Source organism: Paraburkholderia phenazinium (assembly GCF_900142845.1).
Classification (GTDB): Bacteria; Pseudomonadota; Gammaproteobacteria; order Burkholderiales; family Burkholderiaceae; genus Paraburkholderia; species Paraburkholderia phenazinium_A.
The window spans coordinates 2198535-2215896 of record NZ_FSRU01000002.1; the positions used below are offsets into that span (position 1 = coordinate 2198535).

Genomic DNA, 17362 nt, shown 5'->3' on the forward strand with positions numbered 1-17362 from the left:
CGCATGGCCGCTGTCCTCTTTCAATCAAATCGCGAGACAGTATCTCCATAAGAAAACGGCTCCGTATGAAAACGGAGCCGTCTGGGTGTCGTCGCATCGAATCCGGCAGCGTGGTGCTGCAAACGCGTCCCTAGAAACGCGTTTCGCGCGCCACACGCAAAAACGTATCGAGCAGCGGTGTGCAGTCGAGCAACTCGGGGCCACCGGCACGGTGAAACTCAGGGTGCCACTGCACGCCCATCACGAAGGGCGCGCGTCGATAGCGAACCGCTTCGATGATGCCGTCCGCCGCCGACACCGCCTCAATATTGAGATCGCGTCCGAGCGTCTTGACTGCCTGATGGTGAATCGAATTGACGATCGCGTCGCGGCGGCCCGGGAACATGTTGGCCAGCGTCGAGCCGTCCGGAAAATGGATGCCGTGGCGGTGCTGGTCGTAGTGCTCGTTGACGTGCGCGCCGGCGGTCGGCACATCCGTGGCGATGTCCTGATACAGCGTCCCGCCGAATGCCACGTTGATTAGCTGACAGCCCCGGCACACGCCGAGCACCGGCTTGCCCGACTCGATGAATTCGTGCAGCAGTTCCAGCTCGTACATGTCGCGCACGCGGTCGCCTGGCCACTCGGGGCTCGTCGCCTGTTCCGCGTAAGACTGCGGCGACACATCCGCGCCACCTTGCAGCAACAGGCCGTCGAGATTCTTCGCGTAGTCGCGCAAACGGATATTGCTCGGATGCAGCATGCCCTGATGGCCGACCGTCGGGATCATGAAGACCAGCACGTCACGCGACATCACCCAGTGCGCGATCGATTCTTCGAGATATTGCAGGGTCTTGCCGCGCAAGCCTTTGGCGCCCGGCTCCGGGTGGAAGATCCGCGCCGATACGCCAATCCGCAAGGTACGCTGGGTGATCCGTCGCCCTGCCCGGTCGAAGATCTGGCGCGCCCGCGCCGCGATGATGCGGCCGAACACGGACCAGGCCGAGTCCGTCTGCTTCAGATAGCGCGGCGGAGACGGCGGCAGCGCGTTCGGCGGTGGGGGATTCGTGGCGGTGAAATCCGGGGCGGCGCCGAAACCCGGCGGCACCGAACCCGCTCCGGCACGCGCGCCGGATGGAGCCGACGAGGCGCTCTCGGCATTCGCATTCGCTGCTGCCGCAGACGCCGCTTCCGCGGCGCGCGGCGCGGCGGCCGGCGCGGCACGCGCGGCGTCGCGTAACTGCTTCGTCTGGGTTTCCTGCTGTGCGTAAGCCTCCTGCCGCGCCGTCGATTCGGCAGCGGACGCGCGCGCTTCGGCGGCATCGCGTTGCTGGGCCGCTTTGGGATCGGTGGGTGTGACGCTCGATGCGCTGGCGGGATCGTCGGTCGACGAGAGAACCGCAGCTGCTTCGGCCGCAGGCGATGGCGTGACCGCCGGAGCAGACAGATCTTTGAGCGGCGACTGGACGGAATCCTCGTGTGAAGGCGGCAAGGCGACCTTCGGGGAGGCGGACGCAGTATCGGCTTGCGAGCCAGCGGCCTGTGAACCCGCTGACTGTGAAACTTCAGGCTTGGAAACCTCAGCCGGCGCGCCGGACGGGGATGGGGTGCCGGGCGTACCGGCATTCTCTGGCTTGTTTTCGCTCATGACTGTCGGACGGGCGCCTTCCACGCGAACGAATGGATATGGTTTGATTATCCGCTACCGGGCCATGCGCGGCAAACCTGCACACAATTGCTCACATTGTTCCGCCACGTTCGCCGGTTCATCGGCCGGCGCGACAACAGGATTCACGCGCGGCCGTCGCTCATGGATCAGGCTGCTCGTCGAACGTTTCGCGCAGTGCGATCTGCAAGGTCGCGTGGATTTTCACGCACCAGCGCCACAGCAGCGTCATCAGCAGCGCGGCGCACACCAGCACGACGATGAGCAGCCCGGTGGGCGGCAGGATGCCGCCCGAGAGCGCCGCCACCAGCAGAAACACGCCCACCATCGAGACCACCGGCACGAGGTCGGAAATCGCCGAGCGGATCGCGCGGTTGAAGCGCCCCGCTTTGGCCGGCTGGACGCTCAACTCGGCAAGCAGCAGCGCGAGCGATTTGGTCTTGCGATAGACCGCCACCAGAAACGGCATCGACACCAGCAAGGCGGCACTCCAAAGCACAACGCGCTGCATCGGTTCGGACGGCAGCCAACGATCGAGCAGCGCACTCGCGTGAGGCGCGCCGTACGTCGTCGCGAGGAAGATCGCCACCACCAGCGCGAGGTTCACGACGATCTGCAGAACGATCCGGCGTGTGATGCCGAACAGCGTCGGGCCGTCGCTGGCAGGCCGCAGGCTGCCGAGCCATTGCGAATACATGCCGAACACATTGGCCACCGTGCGCGGCATTGCGTGGCCGAGCCGCTGCGTGAGGGGATCGGCGGCGCGGATCAGGTAAGGGGTGAACAGGGTCGTCAACGCCGACACCGCGACCGCGATCGGGTACAGGAACGCGCTCGTCACCTTCAGCGTGAGACCGAGCGAGGCGATGATGAAGGAGAACTCACCGATCTGCGACACGGTCATGCCGACCCGCATCGCCGTGCGGCCGTCCTTGCCGGCCAGGAAAGTGCCGAGGCCGCACGAGACGATCTTGCCGACGATCACCGCCACCGTGATCACCGCGATCGGCCAGGCGTAGTCGACCAGCACATGCGGGTTGAGCATCAGCCCAATGGTGACGAAAAAGATCGCCGAGAAGGCGTCGCGCAGCGGCGCAATCAGATGTTCGATGCGCCGCAGATGCCGCGACTCGGCCATGATCGCGCCGATCAGAAATGCGCCGAGCGCGATGCTGTAGTCGAGCTTCACAACCAGCAGACAGAAGCCGAAACAGAAACCGAGCACCGACACGAGCAGCATCTCGTCGCTACCCGAGCGCGCCACGTAATTCAGCGCACGCGGCACGACGAGAATGCCCACCACCAGCGACACGGTCATGAACAGCAGCAGCTTGCCGAGCGTGACCAGCGCGACGCCGGCGCTCAACTGCCCGGTCTGCGCGATGCCGGACAGTAGCACCAGCATGGCGATGGCGAGGATGTCCTCGACGATCAGAATGCCGAACACCAGTTGCGCGAAGTTTTCGCGCTTGAGGCCGAGCTCGGACAGCGCCTTGACGATGATGGTGGTGGACGAGATCGCGAGGATCGCGCCCAGAAACAGCGAGTCCATCGGGCTCCAGCCGAACGCGCTGCCGATCTCGTAGCCGAGCCACAGCATCAGCACGATCTCGGACAAGGCCGCGACGATCGCCGTCGCGCCGACCTGAAACAGCTTGCGCAAACTGAATTCGAGCCCCAGCGAAAACATCAGGAACACGACGCCGAGCTCGCCGAGCGTCTGGATGGTCTGCTCGTCGTGGATCAGCTGGAACGGCGGTGTGTACGGCCCGATGATCACCCCAGCGGCGATATACCCGAGCACCACCGGCTGTTTCAGGCGATGGAACAGCACGGTGACGACGCCCGCGAGCGCCATGACCACCGCCAGGTCCTGAATGAAGCCGATACCGTGGTGCATGGGCCAAGCCTCCTTACAAAAAGTAATCTGAACGCCAGATAGTAACGCACCGCGACGACAAGCCCATCTGCCGTGCCGTCCGACACAAAAATGTTTTTGAAACGCTGGACGCCTGTGAAATATCACAATAATATTTGCCGAATATTCAGCAGACGGAGTGCAGCAATGACGCAGGTATCGTTCAACGTGGTCAGCCGTTCGGGGGCAAGCGCCGCCTGTGCGGTCGAGGTGAACCGCTTGACCATCGCAGGCTGGGCGGGACGCGACCGCGCCGCGATCGAACACCACATCGCCGAACTCGCGGAACTGGGCGTCAAGCGGCCGTCGACCACGCCCTGCTTCTACCGCCTCGGCGCGGAACTGCTGACGCAGGCCGAACAGATCGACGTGGTCGGCGCGCATTCGAGCGGCGAGGCCGAGTGCGTACTGGTGCAATCGGCGCAAGGCCTGCTCGTGACGGTCGGCTCGGACCACACCGACCGCCTCGTCGAAGCCTATGGCGTCACCGTGTCCAAGCAGATCTGCCCGAAGCCCATCGCGCGCGACGCGTGGCGCTTCGATGACGTCGCCGGGCATTGGGACCAGTTGCAGTTGCGCGCCTTCGCGATCGTCGACGGCGTGCGGCGCGTCTATCAGCAAGGCAGCGTCGCCACGCTGCTGGCGGCCTCCGACCTGCTGGAGCGCGCCCCCGTCGCAGCAGGGGCGGCCATGTTCTGCGGCACGCTCGCGGTGGAAGGCGGCATTGTCGGCATGGCCGAGGGCGACGCACTCGAACTCGAACTGCACGACCCGGTTCTGAACCGCACGCTGCGCCACGCCTATCGCGTGCATGCGCTGCCCATCGTCGAATGAGACGCCCATGAACCCCGTTCCGTCTTCAGCCACGCCGCCCGCCGCTCAAGCCGCCGGCTCGAGCGCGGCGCCCGACGCCGCCCTCGAAGCCGCCGCGCTGCGCAAGATCACCTGGCGCATCATGCCGTTCCTGTTCCTGGTCTACGTGCTGTCGTATCTGGACCGCGTCAATATCGGCTACGCGAAACTGCAGTTCACCGGCGATCTCGGTCTGTCGAACACGGCCTACGGGCTTGGCGCAGGCATCTTCTTCTTCGGCTATTTCGTCTTCGAAGTGCCGAGCAACCTGCTGCTGAAGAAGTTCGGCGCGCGCGCGACGATCGCCCGCATCACGATGCTGTGGGGCGCGCTGTCGTGCGTGATGATGTTCGTGCGCTCGGAGACGATGTTCTACGTACTGCGCTTTTTTCTCGGCGTGGCCGAAGCCGGACTGGTGCCGGGCGTGGTGCTGTACCTGACGTTCTGGTTTCCGTCGGACCGGCGTGCCCGCATGGTCGCCGTGTTCATGGCGGCGATTCCGGTGGCCGGGATCATCGGTGCGCCGCTCTCGGGCTTTCTGATGTCGGCGCTACACGACGCCCACGGGCTGCGCGGCTGGCAGTGGATGTTCCTGATCGAAGGCATTCCCTCGATCCTCGCCGGCTTCTGGGCGCTCGCGGTGCTGCGCAACACCCCTGCCGAAGCCGCCTGGCTCAGCGATGACGAAAAGCGCGTGGTCCTCACCCGGCTGGCCCGCGAAAACACCGCCGCCGCCACGGCCGGCGCCGAACATAGCCTGCGCGCGGCACTCGCGTCGGGACGCTTCTGGCTGCTGACGCTGATCTACTTCTGCCTCGTCACCGGCAACGCGGGCTTCTCGTTCTGGCTGCCGCAGATCGTCAAGGATCTCGGCGTGACGAATCTGGTGAGCAACGGCTTCGTCACCGCGATCCCGTATCTGGCGGCGGGGATCGGCATGATCCTGATCGGCCGCTCATCGGACATCACCGGCGAGCGGCGCTGGCACTATGCCGTGTGCTGCTTCATCGGCGCGGTGGGGTTGCTGGGCAGCGCCTCGGTCACAAACTCGATCCCGCTGGCGGTGACGGGGCTGTCGATTGCCTACATCGGCATCCTGGCCGGCTTCGGCATCTTCTGGTCGATGTCCACCACGTTCCTGCAAGGCAGCGCCGCCGTGGCCGGCATCGCCGTGATCAATTCGATCGCGAATCTCGCCGGCTATGTGAGCCCGTATGTGCTCGGCGTCGTCAAGGACGCCACCCATAGCGTGACCTTCGGCCTTGTGCTGATCGCCGGCGCGCTGATTGTCGGCGGTCTGGTGACGCTGATGATGCCGCGGGTCAAGGTGCCGCACGGCGTGGCGGAGCTGGCCTGATGGCGCGCTTCGGGTCGCCTGAGGGTGCGCCGCCAGCCTCAGGCCGGCGGCGTGAAGCCTTGTTCTACAATGCGTGCGAATGAGTTTCACCTTGGCCCCCGACCCCGTCCGCACTTCCTGTTCATGACGCTTTCGCAAACTTCCCACGCTCCCAGGGCCGCCCGGCAAAACGGCGCGAGCCTCGCCGAACAGGCCTATGAATTCGTCAAGCGCGAAATCATCACGATGCGTTTGCGTCCGAGCGAAGTGCTCAACGAAGCCGAACTGATGACGCTGACCGGCATCGGCCGCACGCCCGTGCATCAGGCGCTGCACCGGCTCGTCCACGAAGGCATGCTCACCATCATGCCGCGCAAGGGCATCATGGTGCGGCCGGTCTCGCTCGACGACGTCCTCGCCATCATCGACGTCCGCCTGATCAACGAAGGCCATTGCGTCGAACTGGCGGCGCGCCACGCCCAGGCGCACGACTACGCCGCGATGGAAGCGCTGCTCGAGCGCTCGAAGGTGTGCGTCGCCGCGCACGACGTGGAAGGCATGATGGAGATCGACCGCGAGTTCCATCTGGCCATTTCGGCGGCCTCGCGCAATCCGGTACTCGCCGACATCCTGCGCGGCCTGCATGAACGGTCGCTGCGTTTCTGGTTTATCTCGCTGTCCGAGCCGCACCATCTCGAAGATGTCCACGAGGAACATCTCGAACTGTTTCGCTTGCTGCGCGAGCGCGATGCCGAGGGCGCCCGCCAGTCGGTGCAGCGCCATATCGAAGCGTTTCGCGCGACTCTCTTCAACCGGATTTAACCGTCAATCGCCTCTAACCGGACCCGAACGACCATGGCCACTGAATTCACGCCCTTCCCGCCGCTCGCCCAGCTTGCCGCCGATCTGGCCGCGGGCCGCACCACCAGCCGCAAGCTCGTCGAAACCGCGCTCGAACGCATCGCCGATCCGGCCGGCCAGGGCTCGACCGTCTTCATGCACGTGGATGCCGACAGCGCCCGCGCCGCCGCCGACGGCCACGACCGGCTGCGCGCCGCCGGCACGGTGCTGTCGCCGCTGGCGGGCATCCCGGTGTCGGTGAAGGACCTGTTCGACATCGAAGGCCAGGTGACCCGCGCCGGTTCGACCGTGCTGGCCGATGCGCCGCCCGCCACCGCCGATGCAGTCACGGTGGCTCGCCTCAAGCGGGCCGGCGCGGTGATCGTCGGGCGCACCAACATGAGCGAGTTCGCGTTCTCCGGGCTCGGCCTGAACCCGCACTACGGCCATCCGCTGTCGCCCTATCGCCGCGACGTGAAGGGCGACGAGCGGGTGTCCGGCGGCTCGTCCTCGGGTGCGGCGGCCTCCGTGGCGGACGGCATGGCAGCGATCGCGCTCGGCACCGACACCGGCGGCTCGATCCGCATCCCGGCGGCGCTGTGCGGCCTGACCGGCTTCAAGCCCACCGCCGATCGCATCCCGAAGCACGGCGGCGTGCCGCTCTCGGCGACGCTCGATTCGTTCGGGCCGATCGGCGTCTCGGTGGCGTGCTGCGCGCTGGTCGACCGCATGCTGGCGGGCCTCGAGCCGCGCATTCCGGCGGTTCGCCCGCTCGAAGGCGTGCGCCTCGGCGTGCTGACCAACTATGTGACGGATGGCGTAGAGCCGGCGGTGGCCGCCGCCCTCGACACGGCGCTCAAGCATCTGGAAGCCGCCGGCGCGATTGTCAGCGAAGTGCGCTTTGCGCCGCTCGACCGCTTGCCGGAGATCAACCGCTTCGGCTTTCCGTCGATCGAAGCGTATGCGTGGCACCGGCCGCTGCTGAACAAGCACCGCGAGCAGTACGACCCGCGCGTGCTGCTGCGCATACTGAAGGGGCAGCCGGCCAGCGCCGCCGACTATCTCGACCTGGTGGCCGAACGCACCGCGCTGCTGGACGCGGCCCGCAGCACGCTGTGGCAACGCTTCGACGCGATCGTCGCGCCCACGGTGCCGGTGGTGCCGCCGCGCGTAGCCGACCTCGTTCAGGACGACGATGCCTTCACCCGCACCAACGCGTTGATCCTGCGCAATCCGAGCGCGTTTAACTTCCTCGATACCTGCGCGCTCTCGCTGCCCTGCCACCGGCGCGGCGACGCCCCGGTCGGGCTGATGCTGGCGGGCGCGCCGCACGGCGACGACGCGCTGCTGGCGATCGGCCGCGCCGCCGAAGCGGTGCTCAACACGATCCGTTAGCGATCCATCAGACGAAAAACAAAGGGGCGGTGTTCGCGCTAGAATCGCGGGCACCCGCCCCTTTGGATTTTCGACAGCCACACGATCCATGAATAACGACAACGCGATGCTGCGCCGCGAGCGCACCCTGCTGGTTCTGCTTGGCCTGATCTGCGTGGCGCTGGTCGCCGGCGCGCTGTACCTGCAATACGGCCTGCACGAAGACCCTTGCCCGCTGTGCATTCTGCAGCGTTACTTCTTTCTGCTGATTGCGATCTTTGCGTTCCTCGGCGCGCGTTTCAATACCTGGCGCGGCGTGCGGCTGCTTGAAGTGCTGGCCGCCATCTCGGCGCTGGCCGGCATCGTGACGGCGGCACGTCATGTCTACGTGCAGGCGAACCCGGGTTTCAGTTGCGGCTTCGACGCGCTGCAACCGGTGGTCGACAGCCTGCCGCCGGCTCACTGGCTGCCGGGCGTGTTCAAGGTCGCCGGCTTGTGCGAGACCGCGTATCCGCCGATTTTCGGCCTTTCGCTGCCGCAGTGGTCGCTGCTCGCCTTCTTCGTGGCGTATGTGCCGCTGGCGCTGAGCCTGATCCGCAATCGCCGCCGGATTGCCTGAAAAATAAGCTATGAACCCGGCTCCCCGCCGGGTCGCGACACGCCGCCAAAGCGCGCGTCGTCGTAAACACCTGGGCGCCGGCTCGGCCCCTTTTACCCCCTTCCAGCCTCGATTTCCGCCCATCGGCACCTGATCGGCGCCTCTCAGCGCCCCACGCGGCGGCCGCTGCGCCCGGCTCCGCCTGGCTTTCCGGCCCAACCGCCCGCCCTCGCCGCCGCGCCGCAACCCGCGTCGCGCCCGACGCTCATGACCACCCGCGAATAACCCGCATCACCCAGGGGAAATATTTTCGGGACAAGGTAGTGCTATCGTCGGATATGGATGGCGATCTACGTGCGCGAGGCCGGCTACGGTACGACCCCCTGCGTAACGCGCGCCCGGTCCGCAATGTCTTTCGGATTCGCCATGACAACGCAAACCATCCGTTTCTATCACCGTGGGGCCGTCCGTGAGGTTCAGGGCGTGCCGGCGACGCGCACCGTGCTGCAGCACCTGCGCGAGGACCTGCATTGCACGGGCACCAAGGAAGGTTGCGCGGAAGGCGATTGCGGCGCCTGCACGGTTGTGGTCGGCGAACTCGACGTCGACGGCGGCCTGACGCTCAAAGCCGTCAACGCCTGCATCCAGTTTCTACCTACGCTCGACGGCCGGGCGCTCTTCAGTGTCGAGGACCTGCGCGCGGCAGACGGCGCGCTGCATCCCGTGCAGCAGGCCATGGTCGACTGTCACGGCTCGCAATGCGGCTTCTGCACGCCCGGCTTTGTGATGTCGATGTGGGCGCTGTACGAAAACCAGCCCGCTGCCGCCGGACTTCCTACGCGCGACGAAATCAATACCGCCTTGTCCGGCAATCTGTGCCGCTGCACCGGCTACCGGCCAATCGTCGAGGCGGCGCAGAAGATGTTCGACTACGGCCAATACCCGCGCGTGCCGTTCGATCGCGCCGCCGTCGCCGAGGCGCTCGAGCCGCTGCAACGCAAGAACACCTTCGAATACCTCGCGCCCGACGTGCGCGGCGCCGCTTTCGGCACACCAGCTTTCTACGCACCGGTGACGCTGCAGGCCTTCGCCACCTTGCGCGCGCAGCATCCGCTGGCTCGCATTCTCGCCGGCAGCACGGATGTCGGCCTGTGGGTCACCAAACAGTTTCGCGACCTCGGCGAGATCCTGTATCTCGGCAACGTGGCCGAACTGAAGCGCATCGAGCGCGATGCGCAAACGCTGACGATCGGCGCGGCGGTCACGCTGGAAGACGCCTACGCCGCGCTCGCCGTGGATTACCCCGAACTCGCCGAACTCTGGACCCGCTTCGCCTCGCTGCCGATCCGCAATGCGGGCACGCTCGGCGGCAATGTCGCGAACGGCTCGCCAATCGGCGATTCGATGCCGGCGCTGCTCGCGCTCGGCGCCGAAGTCGTGCTGCGGCACGACGCCAAAACCCGCACGCTACCGCTGGAGGCGTTTTACCTCGGCTATCAGAAGACCGCACTCGCCGCCGGCGAATTCGTCGCGGCGATCCGCGTGCCGCGTCCGGCGCCCGATCTGCGCTTTCGCACCTACAAGGTCTCGAAGCGGTACGATCAGGATATCTCGGCGGTGTGCGCCGCCTTCGCGCTGCGCGTCGCGGACGGCGCGATCGTCGAAGCGCGCGTTGCCTTCGGCGGCATGGCGGCAACGCCGAAGCGCGCCGCCCACGCGGAAGCCGCCCTGACCGGTGCGGTCTGGGATGACGCGACGACCCAGCGCGCAATGGACGCGCTCGCCGCCGACTATCAGCCGCTCAGCGACATGCGGGCGTCGAGCGTCTATCGCTTGAAGGTGGCGCGCAATCTGCTGCGGCGCTTCCAGATGGAAACGCGCGATAACGCACCGCTCGCCCTGCTCGACGTGAATGCCTTCGCATCCGAGGCCGGCGTGATGGGCGCGGCGGCCGCGCAGGAGTCGTCGTGATGAACAAGCAAACCGACGCTTTCATCAAACATGCCGCGGACCGCGAGCAAACCGCCGCGATCGGCACCTCCTTGCCGCATGAATCCGCTGCGCTGCATGTGAGCGGCGAAGCCACCTATACCGACGATCTGCCGGAACTGCACGGCACGCTGCATGCCGCGCTCGGACTGGCGCGCCATGCGCATGCGCGCATCGTGTCGCTCGACCTCGCCGCGGTACGCAAGGCGCCGGGCGTGATCGCGGTGCTGTCCGCGGCCGACATCCCCGGTGAAAACAACTGCGGCCCGGTGCTGCACGACGATCCGATTCTGGCCGACGGCGAAGTGCTGTATCTCGGTCAACCGGTGTTCGCGGTGATCGCCGAGAGCCACGAACTGGCGCGCCGCGCCGCTGCGCTCGCGAAAAGCGACGACGTGGTCCGCTACGAACCGTTGGAAGTCGTGTTGACGCCGGCCGAAGCCAAGGCGAGGAAGCAGTTCGTCCTGCCGCCGCTGCATCTGAAACGCGGCGAGCCCGCCGCTAAAATCGCCGCCGCGCCGCACCGGATCGAGGGGACGTTCGAAGTCGGCGGTCAGGAACAGTTCTATCTCGAAGGTCAGGTCGCCTATGCGATCCCCAAAGAGATGAACGGCATGCTCGTCTACAGTTCGACCCAGCATCCGAGCGAAATGCAGCAGGTGGTCGCGCATATGCTCGGCTGGCCGGCACATGGCGTGGTCTGCGAATGCCGTCGCATGGGCGGCGGCTTCGGCGGCAAGGAATCGCAGTCGGCGCTGTTTGCCTGTATCGCAGCGCTCGCAGCCCAACGACTGCAGCGCCCGGTGAAAGTGCGCGCCGACCGCGACGACGATTTCATGATCACCGGCAAGCGACACGACGCCGTCTACGAATACGCAGCAGGCTTCGACGAAACCGGCCGCATTCTCGGCGCGCGCGTCGAGATCGCGCTGCGCGCGGGCTATTCGGCGGACCTGTCCGGCGCCGTGGCCACGCGGGCCGTGTGCCACTTCGACAACGCGTATTACCTGTCCGACGTCGAGATCGTCGCGTTGTGCTGCAAGACCAATACGCAGTCGAACACCGCGTTTCGCGGCTTCGGCGGCCCGCAGGGCGCACTCGTGATGGAAGTGATGCTCGACAGCATCGCGCGGCAACTGAAGCGCGATCCGCTCGAGGTACGGCTCGCCAACTACTACGGCGTGGGCGAGCGCGACGTGACGCCGTATGGCCAGCGGGTCGAAGACAACGTGATCGCGCCGCTCACCGACGAACTGCTCGCCAGCAGCGACTATCGCGCGCGCCGCGCGGCGCTGGCGGCGTATAACGCGGCGAGTCCGGTGCTCAAACGCGGCATCGCCTTCTCGCCGGTGAAGTTCGGCATTTCGTTCAACGTACCGTTCCTCAATCAGGCCGGTGCGCTGGTGCATGTCTACAAGGACGGTTCGATCCTCGTCAATCACGGCGGCACCGAGATGGGCCAGGGCTTGAACACGAAGGTGGCCCAGGTGGTGGCGAACGAACTCGGCGTGCCGCTCTCGCGCGTGCGCTCGACAGCGACGGACACCTCCAAGGTCGCCAACACGTCCGCGACGGCCGCCTCGACCGGCAGCGATCTGAACGGCAAGGCGGCCGAAGCCGCGGCGCGTACGATCCGCGACCGGCTGGCCGCGCTGGCCGCCAGAGAACTCGGCGGCGAACCCGAGACGGTGCAGTTCAGGGACAGCATGGTGCACGCCAACGGCGCGGCGATGCCCTTCGCACAACTCGTTAACGCCGCGTATCTGGCCCGCGTGCAGCTGTGGTCCGACGGCTTCTATACGACGCCCAAGGTGCACTGGGACGCCAAGACGCTGACCGGGCATCCGTTTTACTATTTTGCGTATGGTGCGGCGGTATCGGAAGTGGTGATCGACACGCTGACCGGCGAATGGAAGCTCGTGCGCGCCGACGTGCTGCACGACGCCGGGCAGTCGATCAACCCGGCCATCGACATCGGTCAGGTAGAAGGCGGCTTCATCCAGGGGATGGGCTGGCTCACCACTGAGGAACTCTGGTGGAACCGCGAAGGTCGACTCATGACGCACGCGCCGTCGACGTACAAGATTCCGGCCGTGAGCGACACCCCGGCGGCGTTCCACGTGCAGCTCTATCGCAACGAGAATGCCGAGCCGACGGTGTTCCGCTCGAAGGCGGTCGGCGAGCCGCCGTTGCTGCTGCCGTTCTCGGTGTTCCTCGCGATTCGCGACGCGATTGCGGCGGCAGCGCCCGAAGCGAACCATGCACCGCCGTTGCGCGCCCCGGCGACGCCCGAGGCGATTCTCGACGCGCTGGAGGCAATGGTGCCGCCGGCAGCGACACCGCCACCTGATTCTTCACGCGCCGCGCGACACGAACGCGCAGCGCCATGCGTAACCGGCCATACGGACACCCCGTGCGGCCATGGACGGAGCACCACCGGATGCAAGCCTGGCTAACCGATCTGCAACAACTGCTCACTCACGGCGACGCCGCCGTGCTGGTGACGGTCGCGCGCGTCGAGGGTTCGGCGCCCCGCGAGGCCGGCACGAAGATGATCGTCACGCGCGATTCGGCGCGCCATACGATCGGCGGCGGCCACCTCGAATGGAAAGCCATCGAAACCGCGCGCCAGGTCCTCAAGGAAGGCATGCGCGTGCCGCATCTGCGCCGGCTCGAACGCTTCGCGCTCGGCCCGAGTCTTGGCCAATGCTGCGGCGGCGCGGTGGTGCTGGCGTTCGAACGGCTGGACGTCGGCGATCTCGGCTGGATCAGCTCGCTCGCGAAGCGCGTGGCGGCAGGTCTTTCGACGGTGCGTAGCGTATCATTCGGCCCCGCACCGGATGCGGTGATGCTGTCCGAGCCGGAACCGGGCGTCGAAAGCGCCGACTGTCTGCTGTGGGACGGCGCCGGTTTCGACGAGAGCAGTTCGCTGCTCACCGAAACCGTCGCGCCGCGCGACTTCGCCGTCGTGCTGTTCGGCGCCGGTCATGTGGGCGCGGCGCTGGTACGCGTGCTGGGCACGCTGCCGTGCCACGTACGTTGGGTCGACGAGCGCGATGCGCAGTTTCCGCCGCCCGAATTGCTGCAGGCGTCGAACGTGACGATCGATCCGAACGACGCGCCCGACGAGGCCATCGACCAGGCTGCGCCGCACACGTACTTCATTGTGATGACGCACAACCACGCGCTCGATCTCGACCTCGCCGAGCGCATCTTGCGGCGCGGCGACTTCGCGTTCTTCGGCATGATCGGCTCGCACAGCAAGCGCAAGCAGTTCGAGCACCGGCTCGCCGCGCGCGGCCTCGATCCTGCGCTGGTGGCGCGGATGAAATGCCCGCTCGGCGTGGACGGCATCGTCGACAAGTCGCCGGAGATCATTGCGATCTCCGCGGCCGCGCAGGTGTTGCAGGCGGTCGAAGCGAACGCTCACGCCACCCAGGCAGCATGATGGGGCAACGTTCGGCCGCACGCATCCGGCACGGCTCGACTCATCCCGAATCACCTCATTAAACCAACGAACATGAATACGACGACCACCCTCACTCTCGCCGACAAGGTGGCAGCCGCGCCGAAGGCCGAGCTGCATATCCATATCGAAGGCTCGCTGGAACCCGAACTGATCTTCGCGCTTGCAGAGCGCAACGGCGTGAAGCTCGCCTACGACTCGATCGAGGCGCTGCGCGCCGCGTATGCGTTTACCGACTTGCAGTCGTTCCTCGACATCTACTACGCCGGCGCCAGCGTCCTGCTGCATGAGCAGGACTTCTACGACATGACGATGGCCTACGTCGAGCGCTCGCTCGCGGACAACGTCACGCACACCGAAATTTTCTTCGATCCGCAAACGCATACCGAGCGCGGCGTATCGATCGCCACCGTCGTGGCGGGTATCGAGCGCGCGCTGGCCGACGCCGAAAAGCGCGGCCTGACGAGCAAGCTGATCCTGTGCTTCCTGCGCCATCTGTCCGAAGAGGATGCGCTCGCAACCTTCGAAGAGGCGTTGCCTTTGTTCGACCAGTACCCGCATCGGCTGATCGGCGTGGGCCTCGATTCGTCGGAGCGCGGCCATCCGCCGTCGAAGTTCGAGCGCGTGTTCGCGAAGGCGCGTGCCAAGGGGCTGAAGCTCGTCGCGCATGCGGGCGAAGAAGGCCCGCCGTCGTACATCTACGAAGCGCTCGATCTGCTGAAAGTGGATCGTGTCGATCACGGCGTGCGCAGCATCGAAGACCCGGCGCTCGTCACGCGTCTGGCCGACACCCGCGTCGCGTTGACCGTGTGCCCGCTGTCGAACCTGAAGCTGTGCGTATTCGACGACCTGACGAAACACACGTTGAAGGCGCTGCTCGACAAGGGCGTCGCCGTCACTGTGAATTCCGACGATCCGGCTTACTTCGGCGGCTACGTCAACGCGAACTACCTCGCCACCATCGAGGCGCTCAAGCTCACCGACGCCGAGGTCTACACCATCATCCGCAACAGCTTCGAGGCCGCGTTCGTCACGCCTGCCGAACGCGACGCCTTGATCGCGAAGCTCGACGCGCACTGGCACGGCTGAAACACGAACCGACTGGCGCGGTTGCGATTGACCAGCAGGGGCGGCGCATTCAGTGTCGTTCAAGCGCCGTCGCCTGCGTCCCCTCTACACGCTTATTGCTCATATAACGGAGACAGTTTTCCTCATGACTCACTCGGCTCAAGCGGTCCAAACCGCATTCCGCGCGCAACTGCTGACGTTCAACGGCGACCCGGCGCAATCCTCCAACGCGGCGGTCTTCCACGAAGACGGCCTGCTGATCGTCGCAGACGGCCACGTCGTCGCGACCGGCGCGTATGCCGCGCTCGCGTCGCAACTCGCGCCCGGCACGCCGGTGCAGGACCTGCGCGACAAGCTGATCGTGCCGGGCTTCATCGACACGCACATCCACTATCCGCAGACGGACATGATCGCCTCGCCGGCGCCCGGTCTGCTGCCGTGGCTCGACACCTACACGTTCCCGACCGAGCGCCGCTTCACCGACCCGGCCTATGCGCAGGACACCGCGAGCTTCTTCGTCGAGGAACTGCTGGCCTGCGGCACGACCACGGCGCTGGTGTATTGCACGGTGCATAAGGAATCGGCGGATGCGCTGTTCACCGAGAGCGAAGCGCGCAACCTGCGCATGGTGGCCGGCAAGGTGCTGATGGACCGCAACTGCCCCGAGTTCCTGCGCGACACCGCGCAGTCCGGCTACGACGACAGCGCCGAGCTGATCGGCCGCTGGCACAACCGCGGACGCCAGATGTATGCGCTCACGCCGCGCTTCGCGCCGACCTCGACCGAAGCGCAACTCGAAGCCTGCGGCGTGCTGGCGCGCCAGCATCCGGACATCTTCATCCAGAGCCATGTCGCGGAGAACACCGACGAAGTGAAGTGGGTAGCGGACCTGTTCCCCGGTCACCGCAGCTATCTGGACATCTACGATCACTATGGCCTGCTGCGCGCCCGCGCCGTGTACGGCCATTGCATCTACCTCGATCAGGAAGACCGCAAGCGGATGGCGCAGACCGGCACGGTGGCCTCGCACTGCCCGACCTCGAACCTGTTCCTCGGCAGCGGCCTGTTCGATTTCGACAAGGCCGACGAAGCCGGAATGCCGATCGCACTCGCCACCGACGTCGGCGGCGGCACCTCGTTCTCGATGCTGCAGACCATGAACGAAGCGCACAAGGTGGCGCGCCTCACCGGCCATCATCTGACGGCCACGCGCATGTTCTGGCTCGCTACCGCAGGTGCGGCCGAAGCGCTCGACCTGGCGGACAAGGTGGGCACGCTCGCGCCGAAGTCGGAGGCGGATTTCGTCGTGCTCGATCCGCAGGCTACGCCGCTGCTCGCGCGCCGCACGGCGCGCACCGGGTCGCTTGAAGAACTGCTGTTTGCCTTCGCCCTGCTCGGCGACGACCGCGCCATCTTCGAAACCTACGCAGCCGGCAAGCGGGTACACAAGCGCGACGCAGCGCGTCAACATGCGGCGCGCGGGACGAAGATCGCGGCGTAACGCCCTCAGGCCAGAACCGTTACTGCACCACCACCGGCGCGGAAGCCGGCGAAGCGGGCGCCGGCGCGCCGGCCGCCTCGTTCGAGATCCCGGCGTTCTTGTCCACCGGCAGCTTGACCGTACGCACGGCGCCGTTGCCGAGCGGGAAGTCCGCCAGCGCGCTACGCGCCAGATACGGCATGGCCCGCACCAGCGACGGCTCGTCGCCTGCATTGCGCGCCATCACGTTGTAGACCTCCTTGCCGGTCGCACGCTCGACGATGCGGATGCCAAGCGTATGCGTAAATACCGGGTACGACTGGCTCACATAGGCCGGCGGGAACGCGCCGAACGGCCCCCACGGGTCGAGCGGACGGCCCCAGTAAGGCCCGGGCCACGGGCTGCTGTAGAACACCGGCTGGGTGACGCTCATCGTCTCCGTCTTGCTGCCGTAGGAGAGGCCCACCAGGTAGTGAGCCTGCTGCGCATCGACCTGGCGGAACGCGCGCGTGGCCAGTTCATTGGCCACCAGCACTTCATAGGTTTGCTGCTCCAGGCTGTTCTGCTGCGTAGGGCCGCGCGTGAACGCATAGGTGCGGCTCGCGTCGTTGCCGCTCCAGTCGGAGAAGGCCGTCACCTGGGTCGTCACATAGCTGGTGCAGCCGGAGAGCACTGCCGTCAACGCCGCCAGCATCAGCATGGCGCGCCGGGTCCAACGATCTGATTTCATGGTCTTCCTCGTCCTTACGTTTAATCGCCGCACGCACGCGCGGCGGCCCGATCATACGCTGACCTG

General features: G+C 66.3%; 13 protein-coding genes. 10 read left to right on the top strand and 3 right to left on the bottom strand.

From position 1 onward, the window contains the following. Window positions 1-130: 130 nt before the first annotated feature. Window positions 131-1627: a gamma-glutamyl-gamma-aminobutyrate hydrolase family protein gene (locus tag BUS12_RS26790; RefSeq protein WP_074300418.1), complete on the bottom strand. Its 1497-nt coding sequence runs from the start codon at window positions 1625-1627 to the stop codon at window positions 131-133. A 160-nt stretch (window positions 1628-1787) separates the two neighbouring features. Then, a complete protein-coding gene (locus BUS12_RS26795) occupies window positions 1788-3545 on the bottom strand; it encodes a cation:proton antiporter (protein ID WP_074300419.1) in 1758 nt (585 codons plus the stop codon). A 165-nt stretch (window positions 3546-3710) separates the two neighbouring features. Between BUS12_RS26795 and BUS12_RS26800 the strand changes: the two genes are divergently transcribed. From BUS12_RS26800 to guaD, 10 genes are all read left to right on the top strand, one after another. Further along, window positions 3711-4397, top strand: coding sequence for a DUF2848 domain-containing protein (locus tag BUS12_RS26800; RefSeq protein WP_074300420.1), 687 nt, complete (start codon window positions 3711-3713; stop codon window positions 4395-4397). 7 nt (window positions 4398-4404) lie between these two features. Continuing rightward, window positions 4405-5772 (top strand): MFS transporter, encoded by a 1368-nt coding sequence (locus BUS12_RS26805; RefSeq protein WP_074300421.1) that lies wholly within the window; start codon window positions 4405-4407, stop codon window positions 5770-5772. Between the two features lie 123 nt (window positions 5773-5895). Then, the gene (locus BUS12_RS26810) at window positions 5896-6573 is read left to right on the top strand and encodes a GntR family transcriptional regulator (protein WP_074300422.1); all 678 of its coding nucleotides are present in this window, start codon (window positions 5896-5898) and stop codon (window positions 6571-6573) included. A 33-nt stretch (window positions 6574-6606) separates the two neighbouring features. Further along, window positions 6607-7986, top strand: a complete 1380-nt coding sequence (locus BUS12_RS26815) for an amidase (RefSeq protein ID WP_074300423.1) — start codon at window positions 6607-6609, stop codon at window positions 7984-7986. Between the two features lie 88 nt (window positions 7987-8074). Then, window positions 8075-8584: a disulfide bond formation protein B gene (locus BUS12_RS26820; RefSeq protein WP_074300424.1), complete on the top strand. Its 510-nt coding sequence runs from the start codon at window positions 8075-8077 to the stop codon at window positions 8582-8584. 405 nt (window positions 8585-8989) lie between these two features. Then, complete coding sequence (gene xdhA, locus BUS12_RS26825; protein WP_074301726.1) at window positions 8990-10534, top strand: xanthine dehydrogenase small subunit; 1545 nt, start codon at window positions 8990-8992, stop codon at window positions 10532-10534. Then, window positions 10534-13008: a xanthine dehydrogenase molybdopterin binding subunit gene (xdhB, locus tag BUS12_RS26830; RefSeq protein WP_171991722.1), complete on the top strand. Its 2475-nt coding sequence runs from the start codon at window positions 10534-10536 to the stop codon at window positions 13006-13008. The genes xdhA and xdhB overlap by 1 nt, the downstream gene beginning before the upstream one ends. Further along, the gene (xdhC, locus tag BUS12_RS26835) at window positions 12993-14000 is read left to right on the top strand and encodes a xanthine dehydrogenase accessory protein XdhC (protein ID WP_074300425.1); all 1008 of its coding nucleotides are present in this window, start codon (window positions 12993-12995) and stop codon (window positions 13998-14000) included. Before xdhB ends, xdhC begins: the two co-directional genes overlap by 16 nt. 72 nt (window positions 14001-14072) lie before the next feature. Then, complete coding sequence (locus BUS12_RS26840) at window positions 14073-15107, top strand: adenosine deaminase (protein WP_074300426.1); 1035 nt, start codon at window positions 14073-14075, stop codon at window positions 15105-15107. 124 nt (window positions 15108-15231) lie between these two features. After that, the gene (guaD, locus tag BUS12_RS26845; RefSeq protein WP_143788469.1) at window positions 15232-16587 is read left to right on the top strand and encodes a guanine deaminase; all 1356 of its coding nucleotides are present in this window, start codon (window positions 15232-15234) and stop codon (window positions 16585-16587) included. 19 nt (window positions 16588-16606) lie between these two features. Here guaD and BUS12_RS26850 read toward each other — a convergent pair whose 3' ends face one another. Continuing rightward, the gene (locus BUS12_RS26850) at window positions 16607-17296 is read right to left on the bottom strand and encodes a DUF4136 domain-containing protein (RefSeq protein ID WP_074300427.1); all 690 of its coding nucleotides are present in this window, start codon (window positions 17294-17296) and stop codon (window positions 16607-16609) included. Window positions 17297-17362 lie beyond the last annotated feature (66 nt).

Bases quoted from the DNA above. Each gene is read 5' to 3' on its own strand.
- BUS12_RS26820 (WP_074300424.1), top strand. From the start codon at position 8,075: ATGAATAACGACAACGCGATGCTGCGCCGCGAGCGCACCCTGCTGGTT.
- BUS12_RS26810 (WP_074300422.1), top strand. From the start codon at position 5,896: ATGACGCTTTCGCAAACTTCCCACGCTCCCAGGGCCGCCCGGCAAAAC.
- BUS12_RS26805 (WP_074300421.1), top strand. From the start codon at position 4,405: ATGAACCCCGTTCCGTCTTCAGCCACGCCGCCCGCCGCTCAAGCCGCC.
- BUS12_RS26840 (WP_074300426.1), top strand. From the start codon at position 14,073: ATGAATACGACGACCACCCTCACTCTCGCCGACAAGGTGGCAGCCGCG.
- BUS12_RS26790 (WP_074300418.1), bottom strand. From the start codon at position 1,627: ATGAGCGAAAACAAGCCAGAGAATGCCGGTACGCCCGGCACCCCATCC.
- xdhA (WP_074301726.1), top strand. From the start codon at position 8,990: ATGACAACGCAAACCATCCGTTTCTATCACCGTGGGGCCGTCCGTGAG.
- BUS12_RS26795 (WP_074300419.1), bottom strand. From the start codon at position 3,545: ATGCACCACGGTATCGGCTTCATTCAGGACCTGGCGGTGGTCATGGCG.
- xdhB (WP_171991722.1), top strand. From the start codon at position 10,534: ATGAACAAGCAAACCGACGCTTTCATCAAACATGCCGCGGACCGCGAG.
- BUS12_RS26815 (WP_074300423.1), top strand. From the start codon at position 6,607: ATGGCCACTGAATTCACGCCCTTCCCGCCGCTCGCCCAGCTTGCCGCC.
- guaD (WP_143788469.1), top strand. From the start codon at position 15,232: ATGACTCACTCGGCTCAAGCGGTCCAAACCGCATTCCGCGCGCAACTG.
- BUS12_RS26800 (WP_074300420.1), top strand. From the start codon at position 3,711: ATGACGCAGGTATCGTTCAACGTGGTCAGCCGTTCGGGGGCAAGCGCC.
- xdhC (WP_074300425.1), top strand. From the start codon at position 12,993: ATGCAAGCCTGGCTAACCGATCTGCAACAACTGCTCACTCACGGCGAC.
- BUS12_RS26850 (WP_074300427.1), bottom strand. From the start codon at position 17,296: ATGAAATCAGATCGTTGGACCCGGCGCGCCATGCTGATGCTGGCGGCG.